Annotated in this window: 20 protein-coding genes; 12 read left to right on the top strand and 8 right to left on the bottom strand. The window is 65.4% G+C overall.

What is annotated here, in order from left to right:
* Positions 1 to 9: 9 nt before the first annotated feature.
* Together Q8L25_RS22880 and Q8L25_RS22875 are read right to left on the bottom strand one after the other, a co-directional pair.
* On the bottom strand, positions 10 to 1536 hold the full coding sequence (locus Q8L25_RS22880) for an ATP-binding protein (protein ID WP_308921590.1): 1527 nt from the start codon (positions 1534 to 1536) through the stop codon (positions 10 to 12).
* A gap of 2 nt (positions 1537 to 1538) precedes the next feature.
* Complete coding sequence (locus Q8L25_RS22875; RefSeq protein ID WP_308921589.1) at positions 1539 to 2228, bottom strand: response regulator transcription factor; 690 nt, start codon at positions 2226 to 2228, stop codon at positions 1539 to 1541.
* A gap of 204 nt (positions 2229 to 2432) precedes the next feature.
* Between Q8L25_RS22875 and Q8L25_RS22870 the strand changes: the two genes are divergently transcribed.
* The 3 genes from Q8L25_RS22870 (at position 2433) to Q8L25_RS22860 (ending at position 4606) form a co-directional block, all read left to right on the top strand.
* Complete coding sequence (locus Q8L25_RS22870) at positions 2433 to 2930, top strand: periplasmic heavy metal sensor (protein WP_308921588.1); 498 nt, start codon at positions 2433 to 2435, stop codon at positions 2928 to 2930.
* Positions 2931 to 2957: 27 nt separating this feature from the next.
* The gene (locus tag Q8L25_RS22865) at positions 2958 to 3617 is read left to right on the top strand and encodes a hypothetical protein (protein ID WP_308921587.1); all 660 of its coding nucleotides are present in this window, start codon (positions 2958 to 2960) and stop codon (positions 3615 to 3617) included.
* A 125-nt stretch (positions 3618 to 3742) separates the two neighbouring features.
* Positions 3743 to 4606, top strand: coding sequence for an intradiol ring-cleavage dioxygenase (locus Q8L25_RS22860; RefSeq protein ID WP_308921586.1), 864 nt, complete (start codon positions 3743 to 3745; stop codon positions 4604 to 4606).
* Here the strand turns inward: Q8L25_RS22860 and Q8L25_RS22855 are convergent.
* Both Q8L25_RS22855 and Q8L25_RS22850 read right to left on the bottom strand, forming a co-directional pair.
* The gene (locus Q8L25_RS22855; protein ID WP_308921585.1) at positions 4603 to 6045 is read right to left on the bottom strand and encodes a DUF1501 domain-containing protein; all 1443 of its coding nucleotides are present in this window, start codon (positions 6043 to 6045) and stop codon (positions 4603 to 4605) included. The genes Q8L25_RS22860 and Q8L25_RS22855 overlap by 4 nt on opposite strands.
* An 11-nt stretch (positions 6046 to 6056) precedes the next feature.
* A complete protein-coding gene (locus Q8L25_RS22850; protein WP_308921584.1) occupies positions 6057 to 7871 on the bottom strand; it encodes a DUF1800 domain-containing protein in 1815 nt (604 codons plus the stop codon).
* 418 nt (positions 7872 to 8289) lie between these two features.
* Here Q8L25_RS22850 and Q8L25_RS22845 point away from each other — a divergent pair, with 418 nt between their 5' ends.
* Genes Q8L25_RS22845 through Q8L25_RS22820 form a run of 6 tightly spaced genes read left to right on the top strand, consistent with a single transcriptional unit; the run spans position 8290 to position 15547 of the window.
* Complete coding sequence (locus Q8L25_RS22845) at positions 8290 to 9555, top strand: hypothetical protein (RefSeq protein WP_308921583.1); 1266 nt, start codon at positions 8290 to 8292, stop codon at positions 9553 to 9555.
* Between the two features lie 4 nt (positions 9556 to 9559).
* Positions 9560 to 10951, top strand: coding sequence for a hypothetical protein (locus Q8L25_RS22840; RefSeq protein ID WP_308921582.1), 1392 nt, complete (start codon positions 9560 to 9562; stop codon positions 10949 to 10951).
* A 10-nt stretch (positions 10952 to 10961) separates the two neighbouring features.
* Entirely contained in the window at positions 10962 to 13106 is a 2145-nt protein-coding gene (locus Q8L25_RS22835; RefSeq protein WP_308921581.1) for an 8-amino-7-oxononanoate synthase, read from the top strand.
* 20 nt (positions 13107 to 13126) lie between these two features.
* Positions 13127 to 14143 (top strand): aminotransferase class I/II-fold pyridoxal phosphate-dependent enzyme, encoded by a 1017-nt coding sequence (locus Q8L25_RS22830; protein WP_308921580.1) that lies wholly within the window; start codon positions 13127 to 13129, stop codon positions 14141 to 14143.
* Entirely contained in the window at positions 14127 to 14888 is a 762-nt protein-coding gene (locus Q8L25_RS22825; protein WP_308921579.1) for a GIY-YIG nuclease family protein, read from the top strand. The genes Q8L25_RS22830 and Q8L25_RS22825 overlap by 17 nt, the downstream gene beginning before the upstream one ends.
* A gap of 20 nt (positions 14889 to 14908) precedes the next feature.
* Complete coding sequence (locus tag Q8L25_RS22820) at positions 14909 to 15547, top strand: hypothetical protein (RefSeq protein WP_308921578.1); 639 nt, start codon at positions 14909 to 14911, stop codon at positions 15545 to 15547.
* A 1-nt stretch (position 15548) separates the two neighbouring features.
* Here the strand turns inward: Q8L25_RS22820 and Q8L25_RS22815 are convergent, their stop codons facing one another.
* Entirely contained in the window at positions 15549 to 16898 is a 1350-nt protein-coding gene (locus tag Q8L25_RS22815; RefSeq protein ID WP_308921577.1) for a sigma 54-interacting transcriptional regulator, read from the bottom strand.
* Positions 16899 to 17079: 181 nt separating this feature from the next.
* On the opposite strand from Q8L25_RS22815, the gene Q8L25_RS22810 reads away from it, so the two are divergent.
* Entirely contained in the window at positions 17080 to 18048 is a 969-nt protein-coding gene (locus Q8L25_RS22810) for an IS1595 family transposase (protein WP_308925778.1), read from the top strand.
* Between the two features lie 58 nt (positions 18049 to 18106).
* Here the strand turns inward: Q8L25_RS22810 and Q8L25_RS22805 are convergent, their stop codons facing one another.
* From Q8L25_RS22805 to Q8L25_RS22795, 3 genes are all read right to left on the bottom strand, one after another.
* A complete protein-coding gene (locus Q8L25_RS22805) occupies positions 18107 to 20365 on the bottom strand; it encodes an arginine/lysine/ornithine decarboxylase (RefSeq protein WP_308921576.1) in 2259 nt (752 codons plus the stop codon).
* 228 nt (positions 20366 to 20593) lie between these two features.
* Positions 20594 to 21079: a dihydrofolate reductase gene (locus Q8L25_RS22800; protein ID WP_308921575.1), complete on the bottom strand. Its 486-nt coding sequence runs from the start codon at positions 21077 to 21079 to the stop codon at positions 20594 to 20596.
* Between the two features lie 56 nt (positions 21080 to 21135).
* Complete coding sequence (locus tag Q8L25_RS22795; RefSeq protein WP_308921574.1) at positions 21136 to 21903, bottom strand: alpha/beta fold hydrolase; 768 nt, start codon at positions 21901 to 21903, stop codon at positions 21136 to 21138.
* A gap of 157 nt (positions 21904 to 22060) precedes the next feature.
* Here Q8L25_RS22795 and Q8L25_RS22790 point away from each other — a divergent pair, with 157 nt between their 5' ends.
* The gene (locus tag Q8L25_RS22790; RefSeq protein ID WP_308921573.1) at positions 22061 to 22636 is read left to right on the top strand and encodes a TerD family protein; all 576 of its coding nucleotides are present in this window, start codon (positions 22061 to 22063) and stop codon (positions 22634 to 22636) included.
* Between the two features lie 132 nt (positions 22637 to 22768).
* Positions 22769 to 24016: a TerD family protein gene (locus Q8L25_RS22785; protein WP_308921572.1), complete on the top strand. Its 1248-nt coding sequence runs from the start codon at positions 22769 to 22771 to the stop codon at positions 24014 to 24016.
* Positions 24017 to 24019: the final 3 nt, after the last annotated feature.

Genomic DNA, 24019 nt, shown 5'->3' with positions numbered 1-24019 from the left:
GTTTTGATGTCAGCCCGGCTGTTTGGCGGGCAGGCGTATTTCCACGCACAGGCCGCCGCTGCTGCGGTTGCGTGCCGCAATGGTGCCGCCATGGCCTTTGACCACATGCTGGGCGATGGCCAGGCCCAGGCCATGGCCATCGGTCGATTTCTGCGTGTTGCTGGCGCGGAAGAAGGGCTCGAAGATGGCGGACAGGTCGGCCTCGGCCACGCCGGGACCATGATCGAGCACGCTCACATGTACCTGCCGGCCCTCGTCATGGCGCGACAGCACCACGCTGATGACACTGACGTCCGGGCTGTGCTTGATGGCGTTGCGCACCACGTTTTCCACCGCGCGCCCCAGCAGTTCAGCCTGGCCGTTGACGATGGCGCTGGCGATATCGGCGTCGCCGCTGACGGTGATGCCGATCTGGCGTCCGTCGGCCTCGGCTTCGAAACGGGCATCCTCGACGATATCGTGCAGCAGATCGGCAATGCTGAAGTCTTCGTTGAGCGGATTGACGGCGCCCGCTTCCAGCCGCGACAGTGTCAGCAGTTCGCCGACCAGCTTGTCCATGCGCACGCTTTCGCGCTCGATGCGGTCCATCGAGGCGGCCAGTTTGTCGGGCTGCTGGTGCGCCAGGCCGATGGCGGCCTGCAGGCGCGCCAGTGGCGAGCGCAATTCGTGCGACACATCGTGCAGCAGCCGCGTCTGGCTATCCATCAGGCTGCGCAAGCGGCCCGTCATGCGGTCGAAATCGCGGCCCAGATCGGTCAGTTCGTCGCCGCGCCTGGCGACCGCCTGGAAGCGCGGCGCCAGGTCGCCGCCGGAGGCCGCTTCGAAGGCGGCGCGCAGGTCGCGGATGGGGCGCGAAAAATACCAGGCCAGCAGGAAGGCGAACAGCAGGCTGGCCACGGTGGCGGCGATAATCGGAATAAAGGTGCGGTAGGGGCTGTCCATGCGCGGCCCTGGCGGCATGCCGCCCATGCCGCTGCCCATGCCGTCGCGGCGCGGTGGCTGGTTCATGCCGTTCATCCCGGGTGGCTGGCCGGGTCCTTCCATGCGCGGCCCCGGCGGCATGGCGCGGTTGCCCGCCATGCCCATGGCGTTCAGGGTTTCGCGCGCGGCGTCGGTGCCGGCGGTGCGGAAATGCTCGGAATAGGGCAGGAACAGCAGATAGCGCACACCGTCGCTGCCGGTCGCCTCGCGCACGACGGCGCGCGGCTGGTCTTGTTGCAGCAGGGCGCGCGCCTTGTCCAGCATGGCCGGCTGCACGCTACGGCCCATCAGCTCGCGGCCGCCGCCATCGACCGCCATCACGCGCATGCGTTCGAGCTTGCCGATAAACTGCTGCAGCGCCTTGCTGCCGCCCGCTTCGAGGGTGGCGGTGGCCGCTTCGATGGCCATTTGCGCCGGCGGGCTGGTATCGATTTCCTGCGTCCGCGCCTGCTGGGCGGCGCGGCTTTTCAGCCAGAAAGTACCACCGATGCCGATGGTGGCGGCGACCTGGGCCAGCAAGATGCACAGGAAAAACTTCCAGAACAGACGGCCCACGCTTATTCCTTGATCAACTGGTAGCCGAGCCGGTACACGGTCTGCAGGCAGGAGCGGCCGTCGTCCAGGCTGCCGAGTTTGCGGCGCAGGCTGCTCAGGTGCACGTCGATATTGCGGTCGAAGCGGGCCATGGGCCGGCCCAGCCCCAGTTCGGACAATTGATTCTTGCTGACCGGCTTGCCGGCATTGCGCACCAGCACTTCCAGCAGGTTGAATTCCGTGCTCGTCAATTCCAGCTGCACCCCGGCCCAGGCGGCGCGGCGCTGTTCCGGCCACATCGTCAGGTTGCCCACGATCAGCGGCGCCGTGGCCGAGGTGTCGAGCGGCACGGCTTGCGAGCGGCGCAGGATGGCGCGGATGCGGGCCGTCAGTTCGCGCGGCGTGCACGGCTTGGTGACGTAATCGTCGGCACCCAGTTCCAGGCCGACGATGCGGTCGGTATCGTCGCCACGCGCCGTCAGCATCAGGATCGGCAGGCGGCTGCCGGCGCGGATGCGGCGCAGGGTTTCCAGGCCATTCATGCGCGGCATCATCACGTCGAGGATGGCGATGGCGTACTGGCCCGTCAGCGCTTCGGCGGCGCCCCGTTCGCCGTCATGCACGGCTTTCGCTTCAAAACCTTCCTGCTCCAGGTATTCCTGGAACATGCCGACCAGTTCGATGTCGTCGTCGATTAACAATACCTTGCTCATGCGTATGCGTCTTCCTGATTTTTCCGATGTTGATCGGCCATGATAGCAGCCCCGGCCAGGGCCTTTGCTGCGTTTTACCCGCTTTTACATTGCTTCCTTTATACAGTTTTTCACATTGCTTTACACGTTTTTACCTGGCGCTGACGTTGCTTTACATGCAAGCGCCGCACAATCGAGTCTCATTGAAACGAGAGGAATTCGAGCATGAAACAAGCAACTGTCATGATGTCGCTGCTGCTGGCCACCGCCCTGGGCGCACCGCTGGCGGCCCATGCCCAGCAGGGGCCTGACCACGGTCCTGGCCCGGGTCCGGGTTCACGCATGGAAGGCCCGGGCCGCGGTTTCGGTGCGGGCTTGCCGCCCTTCCTGCGCGGCGTGGAACTGAGCGAAGCGCAGCAGGACAAGGTCTTTGCCGCCACCTACGCCCAGGCGCCGCTGCTGCGCGAACAGCAGAAGATCGCCTTCAAGGCGCATGAACAACTGCGCGAGCTGGCCTCGTCGAACCACTATGACGATGCGAAAGCCGTGGCGCTGGCCAATGGCGCGGCGCAGGCGATGGCGAAGATCAGCCTGCAGCATGCGCGCCTGGAACAGCAGTTGCTGGCCGTGCTGACGCCGGAACAGCGCAAGCAGGTCGAGGCGCGCCGCGACGAGGACGGTCCGGGCAACGACCGCGGCCCCGCCCCGCGCGGTGAAAAATAAGTCCAATGTTTGTCGAGGGAGAAAACCATGAGCATCAGCGCCGTCAATTCCAGCAGCGCCGCCAGCCAGCTGGCCGCGTTTGCCCGCCTCAGTGGCACCAGCAGCACCAGCGGTACCGGCAATACCACCAGCGTGGGCGGCACGCCGCCACCGAAGCCTGACGACAGCGCCTTCCTGGACGCCATTTCCAGCGCCTTGTCGTCGATCGGCGTGACGGTGGCCGATGGCGAGTCGGACACTTCCGACGAGGCCAGTTCCAGCGGCACTTCCGGCACGGCCGATGCCGGCCAGGCGCTGGGCGCCTTTTTGCACCAGCTGATGGGCAGCCTGCGCGCGCAAGGTGGCGGCGGCGGGGGCGAGAGTGGCGAACAGGGCGAGGGCGGCGAGCCGCCATCGGGCCCGCCACCGGGCGGCGGTCGCGGACCGGGCAATATCGAATCCGACCTGCAAAGCCTGCTTTCAAAACTGAGCTCGTCCGGCAGCGACGGCACGGCCAGCACCGACAGCAGCGTGAGCGAGCTGCAATCGAGCTTTTCCAGCCTGCTGAGCGCGCTGGGCGGCAGCAGCAACAGCGGCAGCTCCGACAAGCTGGCCAGCTTCCTGCAAGCCCTGTCTGGCAGCCTGGGCTCGGCCAGCGCCGGCGGCAGCCTGTCGTCCAGCGGCAACCTGGTCAATACAACGGCCTGAACCATGAACCGCAAGCCAGCCAACAGGGTCAAACACAGCATGGGCGACAAACTCATGCAGTGTTGCTTCCTGTGCGCCAGCCTCAGTCCCGCGCTGGCCGGCTTGCCCCACCTGATGGAGTACGTATGGATTTACATGATTTCGGCCTGGCGTCCGACCTTGAAATGATGCAGCGGCAGGCGCTGGAACGGCGCCGCCTGCTGCGCTGGGTGCTGGCGGGCGCCGCCACCTTGCCCTTGATCAGCTGCGGCGGTTCCAGTGCCAGCGATACGGCGTCGACCGGCACCACGGCCACCGGCACCACCGGCACCGGTACCACGGCCACCACCCCGACCACCACCGCCTGCGCCGTGATCCCTGAAGAGACGGGCGGACCGTATCCGGCCGACGGCACCAACACCAATGGCGGCAGCATCATCAATGTGCTGAACCAGACCGGTGTGGTGCGCAGCGATATCCGCAGCAGTTTCAACGGCGCCACCGGCGTGGCGGCCGGCGTACCGCTCACCATCAAGCTGCAGCTGGTGAACGCCAACGCCAGCTGCGCCAGCCTGGCCGGCTATGCGATTTATCTGTGGCATTGCGACCGCGACGGCCTGTATTCGCTGTATTCGAGCGGCGTGACGGCGCAGAACTATCTGCGCGGGGTGCAGGAAACGGACAGCAGCGGCAGCCTGTCGTTTACCACCATCTTTCCCGGCTGCTATGCGGGGCGCATGCCGCACGTGCATTTCGAAGTCTATCCCAGCCTGGCCAGGGCGGCGGCCGCCAGCAACCGCATCAAGACCTCGCAATTCACGTTTCCGCTGGCGACGCTGAACGAGGTCTACACGGCCAGCGGCTACACCTCCAGCGTGCGCAACCTGGCGCAGATCAGCTATGCCACCGACAATGTCTTCAGCGACGGCACCAGCTTGCAGATGGCGGGCGTGACGGGCAACGCCACCGATGGTTATGTCGTGACGCTGACAATCGGCGTGAATGGCTAGGTATTCATGAAACCCAGGTCGCGCTGGGTAAAATTGGCCAGGTTGGGAAATACCTCGCCCAGCTGGCTGTCCGGCACGCCGAACCATTTGGCCAGGGTGGCGCCGTACTGGTCGACCGAGATGGTCGGCAGCAGCGAGCCGGAACCGACGTCGAGCGCATGGCCCAGGCCGGAGGCCGGGAAGGCGCCGTAGATATCGCGGCCGCGCACGGCGCCGCCGACGACGAAGTGGTGCGCACCCCAGCCGTGGTCGGTGCCGTCGCCATTGCTGGTAAAGGTGCGGCCGAAGTCCGAGGCCGTGAAGGTGGTGACCTGGCGCCGCAGGTCGGTTCCTTGCAGCGCGGCCAGGGTGGTGTCGAAATACGCCAGGGCATGCGCCAGGCGGGCCATCAGGTCGGCCTGCTGGATTTTTTGCCGGTCGTGCGTGTCGAAGCCGCCCAGGGTCACGTAAAACACCTGCCGCTTGGCCCCCAGCGCGCTGCGCCCGCCGATGATGCGCGCCACCGTCTGCAGTTGCACCGCCAGCGGATTGGTGGCCGCCACGCCCGTGGTCGGATTGATGTAGCTGGTCGGATTGGGCACGCCGGTGGGGCCGGCGGCCAGCATGGCGCCGCTGAGGATGGACTGGCTGGAGATGGCGCGCTGCACCGCCGATTTCTGTTCCTGTTCGATCAGGTCGTTGCCGGCGTCCGCCAGAATGGCTTGCAGCGCGCTGGTCCCGGCCGCGGTGCCGAACAGGTTGGCGCTGATGCCGCGAATCGGCACGGCGCCCGCCTGGCCGACCTGGAACTGGCGCACCTGCTGGCCGCTGAGGAAGACCGTGTTGCCGGCCGCCGAAATGGTGGTAAACATGGCATTGGCATTGCCGGCCATTGCCAGGTCGCCCAGGCGGCCGCCCCAGCCCACGCTGGCGCCTTCGGGCTGGCCCGATTGCCAGGTCGATTGCTGGTCGTTGTGCGAGAACAGCTTGGGCGGCAGCGCCACGCTTTTCGCCTTGTACTGGGCCAGCGTGGTCGGCGCGATCAGGGTGCCGACATTGGCCACCACGGCCGCGCGGCCGCCATCGAACAATTCCTTCAATGGCCCCAGGCTGGGGTGCAGTGCAAAGCTGCGGCCGGCCTGCGCAGTGGCGGGAACGATGGGCAGCACGCCGCCCGTTTCGCCGGTGCCCGGCAGGTGGATCGAGTCGCTGCCGCCGGTGTTGCGCACGCGCAGGTATTCATTCCACGATGCGCTGTCGGTGGCCAGCACGGTATTGAAGGCGTCGTTGCCACCGTTCAGGAACAAGCACACCATGGCCTTGTAGTCGCCTGCCGACTGGGCGGCGGCATTGCCCATGGCGGCCAGGTTCAGCGCGAACGGCGCGGCGCCGGTGCCGGCCAGGGTCAGCATGGAGCCGAGGAAGCGGCGGCGGGAAAAATGGGGAGCATTGATGGTCATGTCGTGTCCTTTTACTTCTGCACCAGATATTCGGTCGAGGCCATGGCCAGGAAAATCGCCAGCTTGACCCGGTTTGCCTGCAGATTGGCGATCTGCGGGGCATTGGTGGCGCTGGCGGCAGGCAGGGTGATGCTGTTGACGGCGTTGACGATCTGCCCGCGCAGCCGTGACGACATGGCGCCATTCATCATCAGCAAATCGACCCGGTCGACCAGCGCGTTGGCGTCGGCGCTGAGCGCCAGTTCCCTGGTGTAGTCGGGTTTGACCAGGCGCGCGTCGCCGATGCCGGAATTGATGGCCTCCTGCATGAAGTTCAGGTAGCCGGTCACCGACGGCTCCGAAGTGATCTGCATTTCAGGCGCCACCAGGCCCGCGCTGGCGATGGCGGAATTGGGCGGCACATAGGAAGGGCGGTAGAAATTGAAGACGGAAGGCGCATTGAGCGGACTCTGTCCCAGGCCGCTCAGTTGATCGTCCAGGTAGTAAATATTGTAGATGCCGTTGGCGGGTTTGGCGTCGAAGGCGCGCATCCAGTTGGCCAGGCGCAGCAGGGGTTCGCGCAGCTTGCCTGTGCGCATGGTGCTGCCGGCCATGGCCACCGCATCGGGGTCGAGCAGCACGGCGCGCACGATGGCCTGCATGTCGCCGCGCACGCCCTTGCCATTGTTGGCAAACACGGCCGAGACCCGGCCGATATACGCCGCGCTGGGGTTGCTGGTGACCAGGCGCTGGATCAGCTGGCGGCTGAAGAAGGGCGCCGCGTTCGGATGGTTGAACAGGGTGTCGAGCGCCAATTTGATGTCGTCGTCGCCGCTGGTGGCGCCGGAAATGCTCTGGCCGAGAAAGCGCTTTTCGCTGGTCGAATGGAAGGCCGCATACATCTGCATCGGCTTCGAATCGCGTTCAGGGTCGGCGACGCTGCCGTTGAAACGGCCATTGGCCTGGTCCGGGCCGGCCCAGCTCAAGCCCGTAAATACCTTGGCCAGGCCCGCCACGTCTTCGCGCGTGTAGGTGTCGATCGGCTTGCCGCCGGACATTTTCACGCTGCCGTCCGGGTTCAGCTGGACCAGGCCGATGGTAAATAGCTGCATCACTTCACGGGCGAAATTTTCATCGGGCGTACGGGTGCCCGATTCCTTCTGGTTGCGCAGGTGCGACAGGTAAATGCCCATCATCGGATGGCGCGCCACGCCCTCGAGCAGGTTGCGGAAGTTGCCGAAGGCGTGCTGTCCCAGCATGTCGTAGTAGCTGGAGGTGCCGCGCACCAGCGGCCGGACGGTCTCGTTCTGCATCGAGATGACGAAGATCTGCGACAGGGCGAACGCCACGCGCTGGCGCAGCTGGTCGTCGCCGCGGATGGCCTGCTGCCAGAAGGTTTCATAGAACGCCGTGAAGCCGACCCGCGGGCCGCCCGAAGCGACCTGTGCCGCCAGCAACTTGTCCATATAGGCGAGGTGCAAGGTTTGCGGCTTGGCGAACTGTTCGGCAAACCAGGCGTCGCTGTCGCTGGCGGCGAGCGCATCGATGGCCGCCATGTTCGGGCCGAACGTGGCGCGGGCAAGAAAGCGCGACGCTTCCTTGCGGGTAAACACGCGCGCCGCCACCGGGGCCGGCACGGTTGGCGTGACCACCACCGGCGGCGTGACCGTACCGGGATCGGCCGGCACGGTTGGCGTGGCCGGCGTGCCGGTGGCTGGCGGCGGCACGGTGACCACCGGTTGCTGCGCGGAGGGTGTCTGGCTGTCGCCGCCACCGCCGCCGCCGCAAGCGGCCAGCAGGCTCAGCAAAGTCGACGCCAGCAGGCGGCGCAGGTTGGGCTTGGTCATTTAGTTTCCGTTGGGCAAGTGATTCATGGCTCCGTCATTGTAGGGCCATGCCCGTTCCACATCTATTGGCAAAGCGACTTTTCGTCTTGATCACTTCCTGTTTTGCGTGCGGATGGGCGTATTTTGCTGGAAGTTAAGCTGTATTTCGGAAAGATTTTTATTGTGTTAACGGGAAATATTTTTACGCTTCGATGGCAAGTGTCGCATATTCGACACGTAAAAATTTCCCTAAATAAAGCTTGTCTGAAAAGCACATGGCGAAGCGAAACTGGCTTCGCCGGAAACCATGGTTTTTACGCCATGGACGAAGCTTGTTTCGCCGGTTTCCCGCATGTCACCGGCGCTGCGGGCTGGCACGCGGCTTGCAAAAACAGGGCGGCGGGGCATGCCCCAAAACTTCCAGTTACAGGAGCGCGCCATGAGCAGCCGTTTGCTTGCCTACCGTCCCGAGATGGAAATGCCGATGCCGGCCGCCGTGCTGCCCTTGCAGCACGAGGACGAACTGGCGTTGGCGGCGCGGCTGCTGGAAGTGCGGCGGCCGGGGCAGTTCGACGCTTTTCTGTCGCACTTGCTGGCCACCACCCGCGCCGGGCGGCAACTGCGCGGCACACCGCTGGCGCTGCCCTTGCGCCAGTTGCTGAACCGCGTGCTGGCGCCCCTGATGCCGCTGCATGGCGCGGCCCAGGAGCACAAGCGGCGCGCGGCGCGCATCTTCGGCATGGAACTCGAAGGGCTGAGTCCGGAAGACAAGGAATTTGAACTGGCGCGCCGCATCGTGCAACTGGCCTGCGCCGTCAATACGGCGCTGGCGCGCCAGGAGGTTGCGGCGGGCGCTGCGCCGCAGCAGAAAGTGGCATCGGCCTTGCTGCAGGTGACGCGCACCCTGGCGCCGGGGTTGCTGAAGCATGCGGCGCAGGCGTCCAGGCCGCCGGCGCCGCCGTATCACTCGTCTACCACCGTTTTACCACTGTCACACTCACGGGAGCGCATCATGCATGACATCGATCGTACGACCATGGAATACAACCAGGAAGCGACTGGCTTCGAAGCCGAGCAGTTTGAATTCGGCCAGGGCGAATGGAGCGGCGAGGGCGGCGGCAACGCCCTGTTTTCGGAGGCCGAGGAAATGGAACTGGCCAATGAATTGCTGTCGGTCAGCAACGAGGCCGAGCTGGAACAGTTTCTCGGCAATTTCCTGCGCAAGGCCGCTTCGGTGGCCGGCAGCGTCATCAAGTCGCCCATCGGCCAGGCCGTGGGCGGCGTGCTCAAGGGCGTGGCGAAAAAAGCCATCCCGCTGGCCGGCGGCGCCATCGGCGGCTATTTCGGCGGCCCGCTGGGCGCCAAGATCGGCAGCGGCCTGGCCTCGGCGGCCGGCAATGCGCTGGGCCTGGAGGCGGAAAGCGGTTCCGGCGAAGAGCGCGAGTTCGAAGGCGCGAAACAGTTCGTGCGGCTGGCGGCCGATACCGTCAACCGCGCCACGCAGGCGCGCGGCGGCGATCCGCGCGCGGTCGCCCAGCAGGCGGCCAGCGCGGCGGCGCGCCAGTTCGCGCCGGGCCTGTTGGCACGCCAGGGTGGGCAGCTGGCCGTGCAGAATGGCGGCCAGGGCCGGCCAGGCCAGGGTGGGCGCGCGGCCAGCGGCCGCTGGGCGCGCCAGGGCCAGAAAATCGTCCTGTACGGCGTCTGAGATCATGGCCATCGGCGCCTACGCCGCCTGGATGCTGGGCCAGGAAGCGCGCTCGCTGCTGGCGCGCCTGGGACGGCTGGAACCGTTCGCGCTGATCGAGCCGACGGTGCTGGCCGCCGCCCTGATGCCCAGCGCCCAGTCGGCCATCGAAAGCCAGCTGGTGCAGGGCCGCCGGGAACTGCGGCGCATGGTGGCGCAGTTCCAGTGGTGGTTGCGGCGCGAACAGGCCGACCGCGCCAGCAGCGCCACCCCGGCCGAGGCGCAGCGCCGCTTCACCTTTTTGCGCCTGAAATTCAATGCGGCGCTGACCCAGTTCGACCTGTTCAACGAAGTGATCACGCAGCGCAGCGAACACAAGACGGGCGTCTGGCTGTCCGGCCTCGATATCGTCGCCGCCGATGCGCTGGCGCTGCCCCTGCCGTACCGCTACTACCAGAGCCCACCGCTGATCTGCTACCTGGACCGGGGCCCGGGAGCGGCGATACGCCGCGCGCGCACGCGCCTGCCCGGCGGCGGCGAAAATCCGGTCGCCATCATTCGCCTGCCGCGCGAACGCATGATCGGCAGCGGCATCGCCTCGTCGCTGGTGCACGAGATCGGCCACCAGGGCGCGGCCCTGCTGGACCTGGTGGCGTCCTTGCGCCCGGTGCTGCAGGCGATGCAGTATGGCGGCAGCGGCGCGGTGCATGTGTGGCAGTTGTGGGAGCGCTGGATCTCCGAGATCGTCGCGGACTTCTGGTCGCTGGCGCGGGTCGGCGTGGCGGCCACCCTGGGCCTGATCGGCGTGGTCAGCCTGCCGCGCGTGTTCGTGTTTCGCCTGAATGTCGACGATCCGCACCCGGTGCCGTGGCTGCGCGTGCGCCTCAGCTGCGCCATGGGCCGCGCCCTGTATCCGCACCCGCAATGGACGCGCATCGAACAGCTGTGGCTGTCGTACTACCCGCCCGAGCGCCTGCCGCCGGCCCAGCAGCGCTTGCTGCAACAACTGCAGGCCAGCATGGCGGCGCTGGTCGGCCTGCTGGTGCAGCACCGGCCGCCGGCCCTGCGCGGGCGCTCGCTGGTCGAAGTGATGGCTGTGCACCAGCGTCAGCCGGCCCTGCTGGCCAGCCTGTTTCGCCAGTGGAGCGCGGCGCCGCGCCAGATGTACCAGGCGTCACCGACCTTGGTATTCGCCGTGCTGGGCCAGGCGCGCGCCAGCGGCAGCCTGAGTCCGGAAGACGAAAGCGAGCTGCTGGGGCGTTTGCTGACCCACTGGGCCCTGCGCGCCACCCTGGACACTTCGGAACTGTGTGCTGATGTATTAAGCCATAACCCATTGCGGCATAACCCTTTGCGCCATGGGCAGCTGGCGGATGGCGCGGTGCCGCGCCTGGCGTCACGATTGATTATCCATTGAGGAGAATGACATGAGCAGCAAACGCAGGGCCGCAGGCCACGCAGGCGCAGGCCCGATAGAAGCGGGCGGCAGCATCGCCGTCACCGTACACGAGCAGGACAGCGGGAGGGTGGTGGTCAACGCCGCCATCAGCCTGTACCGCCGGGGCAGCGCCGATTGCGCCGGTTTCGAGCCCGCCAACTGGCTCGCCGATCCGGCCATGCTGGTCGGCGTGCGCTGGACCGATGGCGGTGGCGGCACCGTGTTTTCGCAGTTGCCGCCGGGCGCCTATGTGGGCGTCTACGGCAACTACCCCACCACCGCGCCGCAGTGCGTGCAGGTGCAGGCCGGCTGCGCCGCCACGCTGTGCTTCCAGCCGCAATTGAATCCGCAGGTCGAGCTGGTGTTTGAAAACAGCGACTGCCAGCCCAGCGACTGCAGCTACGGCCGCGTCGGCGACCGCGCGGTTGCCACCGTCACGTTCGACGGCGACCAGAGCGTCGACGGGCGCACCCTGGTGCAGGTGCTGGCGGCGTCGCCGTGGACGCCGCTGCGCGGCAAGGCCAATATGTTTTCCACACCCGTGCGGCGCGCCGGCATGCACCGCTTCGCGGCGCAGGTGATGCTGTCGCAGCGCCCGGAAATGCGCAGCCTGCTGCCGACGCCCGAAGGCCTGACGCCAAACGCCATGCTGGCCGTCGACGCCGAATACGACACCGAAGAACGCCAGCCGACGCCGATTTCCGGCAATCTCGGCGTGTCGCTGACGCGTACCGAAACCGAGCCGACCGAAGACCTGCCGCTGTGGACCCTGATCCGCAACAGCACCGAGGCCATGTCGTTCACCAATTACCTGCATTTCATGGACAGCCTGTTCTGCGGCGACCTCGGCAGCGTGCGCGGTTTCGAGGAGGGCCGCTTCGCCCGCAAGGCCGACGCCTTCCAGTCGCTGAAACAGCGGCGCGCGCTGCCGTTTTCGGACGCCGATTCCTACCGCGTGCTGAAGGTGGCCACCGAGGCCTTCGTGATGGTCAATTGCGGCGTGCTGAACCAGCCGCTGGCCTTTAACCTGGCCGAGGACAACGCCTACCTGGACCGGCGCGATATTCCGCAGGGGCGCGACCTGGAAACGGTGCTGCGCAACGACTACCTGGAAAACATCGACGGCTTCCAGACCTTGCCCTACCTGGCCGTGATCCGCCGCAAGCTGCCCGATATCCCGATCAGCATCCCGCGCGGCCAGGAAGGCGAGGTCGATGTGTGCTTCGGGATCATCCAGGAAAAGCTGGCCAATCCCTGCCTGCTCGAACTGATCTGGTCGTACTGGCACGAGGAGGGCATGCTGGTGCAGACCATGAACGCCATCGCCCAGCGCTTCCAGAACCTGCGCGCGCCCGGCAGCCAGCTCGACCCGCTGGCGAACACGGAAATCGACACCTTGCGGCCGCTGAACAATCTGCTGTGGGGCTACACCCAGGACGAGCAGCATAGGCTGACGGTGATGCGCCGCAACTACGAGTACGACCATCATTACGGCGTGCGGCTCGATGGCAAGGCGGTGCAGCACTTCCGGCCAGCCGACAGCCGCTCGAAGTTCCTGGAAGCCTTCCATCATCTGCTGCGCCTGCTCACTTCCTTCTACAAGCAGGATGACGACACCACCGTCAAGGCCGACGCCTTCCCGGTGCTGAACGCGCTGAAGGAGATCCACCTGATCCTGTCGCAGGGCGCCAGCAACCAGTTCGGCGACCTGCCGTCCACCGCCCGCATCGAAATGCTGATGCAGCAATGGATGCTGGCGCGGCCCGAGTTCCGCGAATTTTTGCCCACGCGGGTGATGGTGGCGTATCCGGAAGGGTGGATGGACCGGGTCGACGCCATGAAGAAACTGCAGGGCTGGACCGATACCAGCGTGGTGCATTTCCGCAGCCTGGCCATCTTCGGCGAACAGCTGCTGCTGTCGGTGCGCTACGGCAACTGGAGCGATATCTACGAGCCGACCCAGGCCTTCAACTGGGCGCGCTTCTGGCGCCCGCAGGTGCAGGGCTATATCCACGCCTACCGCGCCGTCACGGGGGTCGACCTGTCGGCGAAAGCGGGCGATCCGGCGATCGAAGCGACCATGCCGTCGGTGCTGCTGCGCCAGCGCATGAACCAGCAGCTGCGCAGCGTGTAGGACGGTGCGGTGTGGCGCGCATGCTGGACTTTTGCAGCGCCCTGTACCTGGGCATGCGCCACCCCTCATCCGCACTGGCGTCGTGGGCCGCGCTGACCCTGGGCCAGCCGGCCGCTCTGGGCGAGATGGCCGGCGCGCCCAGGATCGCCGCGCGCCTGGCGCGGCTGCAGGGCTGCCAAGCGGCGTGCCTGCTGCCGTCGACCCTGCATCTGTACTGGGACCTGTTCGGCATGTTCGCCGGCGAACCGCTGGTGCTGCTGGTGGACCAGGCCAGCTACCCGATCGCGCGCTGGGGCGCCGAGCGCGCGCAGGCGCTGGGCTTGCCGCTGCGGTGCTTTGCCTGCGGCGACCTGCCGGCGCTGGATCGCCTGGTGCGCTGCTGGCGCAAGGCCGGCCGCCGGCCCCTGATCCTGGCCGATGGGTATGTGCCGGGCCGGGAGCGGGCGCCGCCGCTGGCCGGCTACGCGGCGCTGGCGCGGCAGGCGGGCGGCTATCTGCTGCTGGACGACACGCAGGCGCTGGGCATATCGGGGCCGGACGGCGGCGGCTCGGCGCGCCGGCATGGCTTGCGCGGCGAGCATATCGTCATCGGCGCGTCGCTGGCCAAGGGTTTCGGCGTGCCGCTGGCGGTGCTGGCCGGCCCCGATGCATTGATCAGGCGCTTCACGGCCCATAGCCAGACGCGCGTGCATGCCAGTCCGCCGTCGGCCGCCGTGCTGGCGGCGGCCAGCCGCGCCTTGGCCATCAATGCGCGCCATGGCGCATGCTTGCGCGCCAGGCTGGCGGCGAATGTGGCGCAGTGGCGCGCCGGGCTGGCCAGCGCCGGCATCGCTAGCCGGGGCGGCGCGTTTCCGGTGCAGCACCTGCCCGGCCGCGCGCACTGGCAGGCGGGCCTGCAGGTGGCCGGCGTGCGGGCGCTGGCGCACACAGGAGGCTTGACGTTTTTGCTGCGGGCCGACCACGCGCCGGCGCAGCTGGCGCAGGTGATCGACCTGCTGGACTGTTACGCAAGGAGGCGATATGAACGAGTCATTTGAAGTGCTGCCGTTTGGCGCAGCCGTACAGGGTGAATGGGGACAGGAGCAAGAGTGGGAACAAGAGCAAGAGCGGGAGTGGGAGGGCGAAGGCGAAGGCGAGGGGGAAGAGGAGTGGGAGGACGAACGTTGGCGCGGCGCCGGCGGTGGGCGCGGCCGGGGAGGGCGCTTGCGTCCGCGTCCGCCGCTGCGTGGACCGCGCCGCCCCGTGCCGCCGCGCTACCGGGGCTGGGGCAGTTACCCGGTGGCGTATCCGGTGCTGTATCCGACAGCGCAGCCGTCGCCGCAGCCCGAACCCTGGAATGACCAGGATGCCGGTCAGGACGCTGGCGATGGCGACGGGCAGGGCGAAGTGCCGCCTGTGCTGGCCGCCACCCTGGGCCGCGTGCGCGAGGCGGCCGGCCTGAACTACCAGTCGGTGGGCAAGCTGGCGCAAGCCGTCAGCAATGCGAAAGCCACCGGCGCCGGCCTGTACCTGATCGAATTCGATACCAGGGACGGCCGGCGCGCCTACAGCGGCCAGACCGACGATTTGCGGCGGCGCCTCAAGCAGCACCATTTGTGCGGCAAGATGATGGGGCTCGACCTGTCCGGCCATGAGGTGTACGTGGCGCCGCTGAAGTCCGCCACGCAGCGGCGCCTGGTGGAAAAAAGCATCCATGCCGATATGTTCACCCACCGGCGCGGCGTACTGACCAACCAGCGGCGCGAACTGGAAGTGGCGGTGATGGGCGAGACGTGGGGCTGATATCAACAAGGGAGGTCGTCATGCATCAACTGCAATGCGGCTGCAGGCAATGCCGGCAACGCGCCGGCGCAGGCGCCGGCTTTGAAGTGCTGGAGTTCGGCGCACAGCCGGCCTTGTTCGGCGAACAGGAAGAACTGGAACTGGCCATGGAGTTGCTGGAAGTGGCCAGCGAAGAGGAACTGGAGCAGTTCCTGGGCAAGGTTTTCAAAAGCGTCTGGAAGGGCGTCAGGAAGATCGCCAAGCCACTCGGCGGCGCCTTGAAGGCGGTGGTGAAGACGGCCTTGCCGTTCGTCGGCGGCGCGCTCGGCTCGATGATCCCGATTCCCGGCGTGGGCACGGCGCTCGGTTCGGCCCTGGGCCGTGCCGCCAGCAATGCGCTGGAACTGGAATTTGGCGGCGCGCTGTCCGGCGAGGATGAACTCGAGGTGGCGCGCCGTTTCGTGCGCGTGGCCGGCCAGGCGGCGCGGCTGGCCGGGGATTCGGACGGCAGCGCGCGTGCGGTGGAGAGCGCCCTGACGGACGCGCTGCGGCAGCAGTTGCCGCACTTTCGCCCGGCGCCGCCGCAGCGGGCAGGCGGCGCCGGAACCGACGGCGACAGCGGGCGCTGGCAGCGGCGCGGCAACCGCATCGTGCTGACCGGCGCAGTGCCGCCAGCCTGAGTCAGGGCGGGCTGGCCTTGGCTGCGCAAGCCGCCGCCTTGCGGCGCAGTTGCAGGGCGCGGTCGGTCACGCCCAGGCGGGCGGCGGCGCGCTGGTTGTTGCCATGTTCTTCGTCGAGCACCAGGCGCACCGCCTCTTCGGTGGCGCAGCGCGTGATATGGGGCAGCTTGAGTCCCAGGCCGAGGGCGCGTTTGACGCCGGCCTCGAACTGCCGGTCGGGCCAGACCGGCGCGAGCTGGCATTCCTCGGGCGGCAGCGCGCCGATGGTGATCGGGCCGGGGCCGCAATGGCGCTGCCAGATGCGCGTGACGGTCTGGCGCAGCTCGCGCACATTGCCCGGATAGTCGCGCAGCAGCAGGTATTCGCGCACGGCCGCATCCAGCGCGGGCGGCGGCGCGCGCGCCAGTTCCCGCAGGAAATGCATGGCCAGCGGCAGGATATCGTCGCAGCGTTCGCGCAAGGGCGGCGTGCGGCAGCACCAGCCGGCGATGCGGTAATACAGGTCGGCCCGGAAGGCGCCGCGCGCCACTTCGTCTTCCAGCGCGCGGTTGGTGGCGCATACCAGGCGGAACTGGGTCGGCTGCCAGCTGCTGCCGCCGATGCGCTTGTACTTGCGTTCCTGTATGGCGCGCAGCAATTGTGCCTGCATCGCCAGCGGCAGCTCGCCGATTTCATCGAGGAACAGCACGCCGCCATCGGCCAGCGCAAACGCGCCGTCGCGCGCGCCGGCCGCGCCCGTGTAGGCGCCCCGTTCATGGCCGAACAGTTCGCTGCCGGCCAGTTCCGGCGACAAGGTGGTGCAGTCGAGCACGGTCAGCTCGCCGCGGCAGGCGGACAGGCGGTGGATCAGTTGCGCCAGCAAGTCCTTGCCGGTCCCGGTCTCGCCCGTGATCAGCACGGAGGCCTGGCTGAAAACGGCCATTTCCACCGCCTCGCGCAGCAGGGCGCGCCAGGACTGGCTATCGCCGACCAGGGTGCCGCGCACGGCGTCCGAGGCCAGCAACTGCGCCACCGCCTGCCAGCGCTGCAGGCGCGCGAGCACCTGGCCCGCATCGATGGCGTTCGGCGGCCACACCAGCACATCGCGCGCGCCGGCCGCCATCACCGCGCGCTGCTGCATGCAGTCGAGCGGCGCGCCGTTGGCGGCAATGGCCAGCACCTGCGCCTGGCGGCATAGCGCGGCCAGCGCCTGCAGCAGCGCCGTGTCCGGCTGGCAGAACAGCACGATGCCGGGAATGCCATCGGCGGGCCGGCTTATCGACAGCTGGGCCTGCTGCAAGGCCGTACTCAGGAGGGCAGCCGAAGTGGCCGCCGCCTGTTGCAGTACTTCCAGCCAGACCTTGAGCGCCATGCCTGTCCCACAACCAGATAGCCGGTGAGGCGATCATCTTAGGAGAGGGGATAGCAGGGCGTTTGATCTGGCGCAAGCGTGAAACCTGGCGAACCAAAAAAGCTATGTCACCGAAAGCGGTGGGAACGCTCTGCAGTTGCTGCGGTCTGACTGATCAGGTCTTTCCTTCCAGGAGCCGATGATGGATACCGCCCAGTGGCAGGCATTCGCCAGACAAATTCCGCACCTGTCGCATCGCCAACGTATTGTCTGCAGTAACTTGTTGCATAGCAGCGCGCCGCAGGATGCGGCCGTCGTCCTGATCGAACAAGCAGCGCAGGCGCAGCTGCATTGCCCCGCGTGTGGCGCGACACGTTTCCACCGGCATGGCCAGGCGCATGGTTTGCAACGCTATCGCTGTGTTCCTTGTGGCAAAACTTTCAACGCCTTGACGGGCACGCCGCTGGCCCATCTGCACCACAAGGAACGATGGCTGGCCTATGCCGACTGTTTGCTCAACTCGTTTTCGGTGCGCAAGGCCGCCGCCCAAGTCAATGTCCATCGCAATACCAGCTTTCGCTGGCGCCATCGCTTCCTGGCGCTGGCCAAGACCGACCGGCCACGCTGCCTGCACGGCATTACCGAGGCCGACGAGATGTATGTACTGGAGTCGCAAAAAGGGTCCCGGCACATGACACGGCCGGCACGCAAGCGAGGCGGTGCTGCCCGCCAGCGCGGCATTTCGGATGAGCAAGTGTGCATCCTGGTGGCACGTGACCGCACCGGGCAAACCGTTGATTTCGTCACTGGCCTGGGCCAGCTGACCAAGGCCAGGCTGCACGCCTGCCTGCCACCTGTGATCGATCGCGACATCTTGTTGGTGAGCGATGGCCATCCGGCCTATCCGGTGTTTGCGAGAGAAGTGGGCATCCTGCATGCCGCCGTGAACTTGCGGGCCGGAATACGCGTACATGGCACTGTCCACGTGCAGAACGTCAACGCGTATCACAGCCGGCTGCGGGAATGGCTGCGCGTCTTTCATGGTGTCGCGACGCGCTACTTGCCCAACTACCTGGGTTGGCGCTGGATACTCGACGCCAAAAGAATATTGTCTCCCGAAAGCTTGCTCAGGGCCACTTTGGGCACGTTCCCACATTTGACGGTGACATAGCCATGAAAAACGCCGCCTGAGGTAAGCCAGGCGGCGTTCGAATCATGCTCGGGAAAACTTAATCGTCCTGGCGCACACAGTCCACAAAGTAGCCGCGCTTGCCGTCGACTTCGCGTTTCACCAGGCCGTGCACATCGGTCTCGAAGCCGGGGAAGCGCTCGTTGAAGTCGCGTGCGAAGCGCAGGTAGTCGACGATGGTCTTGTTGAAGCGCTCGCCCGGGATCAGGAGCGGAATGCCCGGTGGATACGGCGTCAGCAGGATCGACGTGATTCGTCCTTCCAGCTCGTCGATGGCGACGCGCTCGATTTCGCGGTGCGCCATCTTGGCGAACGCGTCCGATGGCTTCATGGCCGGGATCATGTCCGACAGATACATTTCCGTCGTCAGGCGGGCCACGTCGTACGCCTTGTAGAAATCGTGGATCTGCTGGCACAGGTCGCGCAGGCCCATTTTTTCATAGCGTGGGTTGGCCGCCGCAAATTCCGGCAGGATGCGCCACATCGGCTGGTTCTTGTCGTAGTCGTCCTTGAACTGCTGCAAGGCCGTCAGCAGGGTGTTCCAGCGGCCTTTGGTAATGCCGATGGTAAACATGATAAAGAACGAGTACAGGCCGCATTTTTCAATGATCACGCCGTGTTCCGCCAGGTATTTGGTGACGATCGAGGCCGGGATGCCGGTCTCGCCGAACTGGCCGTCCAGCGACAGGCCCGGGTTGACGATGGTCGCCTTGATCGGGTCGAGCATGTTGAAGCCGGGTGCCAGGTCGCCGAAGCCGTGCCAGTCGTCCTCGGCGCGTATCATCCAGTCTTCCTGCTGGCCCATGCCTTCGTCGTTGAAGTTGTCCGGTCCCCACACCTGGAACCACCAGTCCTGGCCCCACTCCTGGTCGATCTTTTTCATGGCGCGGCGGAAATCGAGCGCTTCCATGATCGATTCTTCCACCAGCGCGGTGCCGCCCGGCGCTTCCATCATGGCCGCGGCCACGTCGCACGAGGCGATGATGGAATACTGCGGCGAGGTCGAGGTGTGCATCAGGTAGGCCTCGTTGAAGGCGTCCTGGTCCAGCTTGACCTGTTCCGATTCGCGCACCAGGATTTGGGAGGCCTGCGACAGGCCGGCCAGCAATTTGTGCGTCGACTGGGTCGAGAAGATCATCGATTCCTTGGCGCGCGGACGGTCCTTGCCGATCGCGTGCATGTTCTTGTAGAAATCGTGGAAGGTGGCGTGCGGCAGCCATGCTTCATCGAAGTGCAGGGTGTCGATTTTGCCGTCCAGCATTTCACGCAGGGTCTCGACGTTGTAGATTACGCCGTCGTAGGTCGACTGGGTAATCGTCAGGATGCGCGGCTTCTTGTTCTTCGCTTCGCGCGCGAACGGGTTCGCCTCGATCTTGCGGGCAATGCTTTCCGGCGTGAATTCAGCCAGCGGGATCGGGCCGATAATGCCCAGGTGATTGCGGGTCGGCATCAGGAACACGGGGATCGCGCCGCACATGATGATCGAGTGCAGAATCGATTTGTGGCAATTGCGGTCAACTACCACGATATCGCCAGGCGCCACCGTCGAGTGCCACACCATCTTGTTCGAGGTCGAGGTACCGTTGGTGACGAAATAGCAATGGTCGGCATTGAAGATGCGCGCCGCATTGCGCTCGGAGGCGGCAACGGGACCGGTATGGTCGAGCAGTTGGCCCAGTTCTTCGACGGCGTTGCAGACGTCGGCGCGCAGCATGTTTTCACCGAAGAACTGGTGGAACATCTGGCCGATCGGCGACTTCAGGAAAGCCACGCCGCCCGAGTGGCCGGGGCAGTGCCACGAGTAGGAACCGTCGTTGGCGTAGTGCACCAGCGCGCGGAAGAACGGCGGCGACAGGCCATCGAGGTAGCTTTTCGCTTCGCGGATGATATGGCGCGCGACAAACTCGGGCGTATCCTCGAACATATGGATAAAGCCGTGCAGTTCGCGCAGGATATCGTTCGGGATATGGCGCGAGGTGCGCGTTTCGCCGTACAGGTAGATCGGGATGTCGGCGTTCTTGTGGCGGATTTCTTCGACAAAGGCGCGCAGGGACTTCAACGCGTGGTCGGTTTCCTCGATCGAGCCGGCGCCGAATTCTTCATCGTCGATCGACAGCACGAAGGCCGACGCGCGCGATTGTTGCTGGGCAAATTGCGACAGATCGCCGTAGCTGGTCACGCCCAGCACTTCCATGCCTTCTTTTTCCATTGCGGCGGCAAGGGCGCGAATGCCCAGGCCGGACGTATTTTCAGAACGGAAATCCTCGTCAATAATGACGATGGGGAAACGAAATTTCATGCATGTCTCCAAAAAAGCAAGCCGCCCCTAAACTTGTGTGGAGGGGCGGACTAGGGCGCGACAGCCGGGTAAATATGTGGCCAGGCAATCGCAGAAAAAAAATAAGAACGGGATTCTCGCAGAAATGCGGCGTCTGCGGGAAAAAAATATCATAACGAAATTACGCACAGCGCGCGCCAGCATGCCTGAATGGTGTGACGAGCGTATGACGGCGCAAAAAGCACGCTTTTAACGCCGGCGCTGCCAGGTCACGAATGCATACGGCAAGCCGGAAGCGGTGGAAACATGCGCCTCGCGCGCCGTTTCCTGCCACTCAGCCTGGTCCAGCTTCGGGAAAAAGGCGTCGCAGGCATAGGTGTGGCCGATTTCGGTGATGATCAGTGTCTCGGCCAGCGCCAGCGACTGCCGGTAGATTTCCGCGCCGCCAATCACAAACCCTTGCGCGCCGTCCAGCAGCGCGATCGCGTCCCCCACCGAGCCGACCGCTTCCACACCCTCATGGCGCCATTCATGATTGCGGGTGATAACGATATTGCGTCGGTTCGGCAGCGGCCGGCCGATCGAATCAAACGTCTTGCGGCCCATGATGATGGGGTGGCCGGTGGTCATGCGCTTGAAGTGCGCCAGGTCTTCCGGCAGCTTCCATGGCAAGGTGTTGTCGATGCCGATGCCGCCTTGCTGGTCGGTGGCGACGATAATGGTCAGTGTGCTCATTGAATCAATTCATTTTTTGGTGTTCTCAATACTTGCCATTATCGTTGATATTGGCGTCACGCTCCAGACTGCACCCGATTCAGGAAGGCCTGCATGGCGCGCGCCAGTTCGGCCGGCGCTTCGAGCGGGATCATATGGCCGCTGGGTTCTTGCAGCAGATGCAGGGTCGCGTGCGGCAATTGCTCGGCCATCGCCGCCAGGTCGCCGCTGGCCACCAACTGGTCGCCAGCCGAGCCGACGATCAGCACCGGGAAGGGCAGACCGGGCAGGCGGTCCATCAGGTCCGGGCGGTCGAACGTCTGGGCGAACTGGGCCAGCAGCACATCCTTGCCCAGGTCCAGCGCCATGGCGCGTATCAGGCCGGTGATGGCGGCATTGTCCAGGTGGGAGGGGTGCAGCAGCTCGCGCAGGCGCTGGCGCGTGATGCCGGCGTAGCTATTTCTTTCCAGCATGGCGATCACGCGCTTGCGGGTGGCGATCTCGTCCGGCGGCAAGCCCCTGGCCGAATTGGCGATCAGGGTCAGCGAGGCGATCCGTTCGGGATGATGGACCGCATGTTCCAGCGCCAGGTAGGCGCCCAGCGAAAAGCCGACCAGGTGCGACTGCGGCGCGCTGTGCGTGGCGATCAGCTCGCGCATGTCCGCACGCGTGCGCGACCGGTGCAAGGGCAGGTGCTTATATAGATAGCCGTCGCCAAGGGCTTGCTCCAGGCTGGTCCACATCCGTTCGTCGCACAGGGTGCCGGGAAGCAGGTCTAGCTGGAGGGGAAACGTTGATGTCATCAGAATCGATTGCAGGCTGTCTGGACGGGCATTATCGATCATTTCGGCGCCAGGCGCAGGGCTAGCCCCGCTATTTTTTGCCTCATGGCATTATTTTCAATAGTGCGCGTCTGGCACGGATTTACTTTGTGGTAGGCTGACGGCTCTTACCGAATTGGCATTTTTCTTATCCACTCAGTTATTTAATAGAGGAAATATCATGGCGATCAGTTTGCAAAAAGGCGGCAATGTCAACCTGAGCAAGGAAGCTCCCGGCCTGAAAAAAATCGTGGTCGGCCTGGGCTGGGACCCACGCGCCACCGATGGCGCCGCCTTCGACCTGGACGGCAGCGCCTTCCTGCTGAAAACGGACGGCAAGGCCCGCTCCGATGCCGACTTCATTTTCTACAATAACCTGAAGTCTGCCGATGGCTCCATCGTCCACGCCGGCGACAACACCACCGGCGGCGGCGACGGCGACGATGAAAAGATCGCCATCGACCTGGCCAATGTGCCTGCCGATATCGACAAGATCGCCGTGGCCGTCACCATCCACGACGCGGAGAACCGCAAGCAGAACTTCGGCATGGTCAGCAAGGCCTATATCCGCTGCCTGAACGGCGACAACGGCCAGGAAATCGCCCGCTACGACCTGTCGGAAGACGGTTCGACGGAAGCGGCGATGATCTTCGGTGAAATTTACCGGGCCGGCAGCGAATGGAAATTCAAGGCCATCGGCCAAGGTTTCAAAGGCGGCCTGGGTCCCCTGGCAGTCTCCTTCGGCATCAACGCTTAAGAGCACCGGAAAACGGCCCATGGCAGCGTTGCTGCTGCCTCGCCGTACATTCGTACTGTCTTCGGCAGCGCGCCTTGCCCTGAGCCGTTGTCCGGCGCTCCCTCTTTTCAAATAATCAAAGCTCAATTCCGCATGGAAACTCTGATCAAAGGGCAGCGCCTGGCACTGGCCGGCCTTGTCACGGGCAATGTTTTGCAACTCGGTATCGCCGGCGAGGGCGTGGCGCTCGATTACGCCTGTTTCGGCCTTGATGCCGCCGGCAAATTATCCGATGACCGCTACATGACTTTCTTCAACCAGCCGCGCACGCCGTGCGGCGCGGTGGACGTGCGGGCCCCGGCCGGCGACCCCGCCGGTTTCCATTTCCAGCTGGACCGCTTGCCGGCCTCCATCGACCGCCTGGTGATCACGGCCGCCATCGATGGCGCCGCCACCCTGTCGCAACTGGGCAGCGGCCATCTGCGCCTGTTCGATGGGGCGCGCGAGCTGGCGCGCTTTGCCTATGCCGGCAAGGATTTTGCCAACGAGAGAGCCGTCATGCTGGGCGAGCTCTATCGCAAGGACGGCCAATGGCGTTTCATGGCCGTGGGCCAGGGTTTCAACGGCGGACTCGATGCGCTGGTGGCGCACTTCGGCGGCGAGGTGGCGCAGGCCGCGGCCGAACCGGTGGCGCCCAGGATTTCGCTGTCGAAGATTTCACTGACCAAGGCGGGCCAGACGCATAAATTGTCGCTGGCCAAGGGCGCCAGTGCGCCGAAAAAACTGATCGTCAAGGCCACCTGGGTCGATAACGGCGATGGCGACGACGATAACGACGACCTGGACTTGAGGGTGGGCATACTGTTGCCGGATGGCCGCATGCGCTGCATCCAGGCACCGGAAAAGTCGGGCAGTTTCGATGCCATGCCCTATGTGCGCCACTTGGGCGACGTGACCAACGTCACCGGCCGCGAGCCGGCCACGGAAACGGTCGAAGTCAATCCCGCCCTGGCGCAGTTCTATGGCGGCACGGTGGGCCTGGTGTTCAGCGTCTACTCGGCACTGGCCAATGGCGCCGTGTCGGTTGCCTCGATGCGCCCGAAAATGGTGATGGAGTATGGCGAGCAGGTGGTCGAATGCGCGTTTGACTTCCGCGACTCGGGCGCCGGCGACGACGATGTCTACACCTATGTGATCGGTCTCGCGCGCGTCTACGCCGACAGCATCGTGCTGGAACCGTCGGGCAAGACCTCCGAGCCGGACAGCGAAGCGACGCCATGGCTGCGCTGGCAGGGCGAATCCTTGCAGCTGGCGTTTGACGGTCCCGTCGTCTTCAAGGGCGACGACAAGGAAGACGAGGATGATTTCAATGCGGACAATCCGCGCCGCTATATCGTGTGAAGG

The sequence above is a fragment of the Janthinobacterium sp. J1-1 genome, assembly GCF_030944405.1.
In the GTDB taxonomy this organism is placed as follows: domain Bacteria; phylum Pseudomonadota; class Gammaproteobacteria; order Burkholderiales; family Burkholderiaceae_D; genus Janthinobacterium.
The sequence above is the reverse complement of the archived record's forward strand: the minus strand, read 5'-3'. Positions and strand labels throughout refer to the sequence as shown.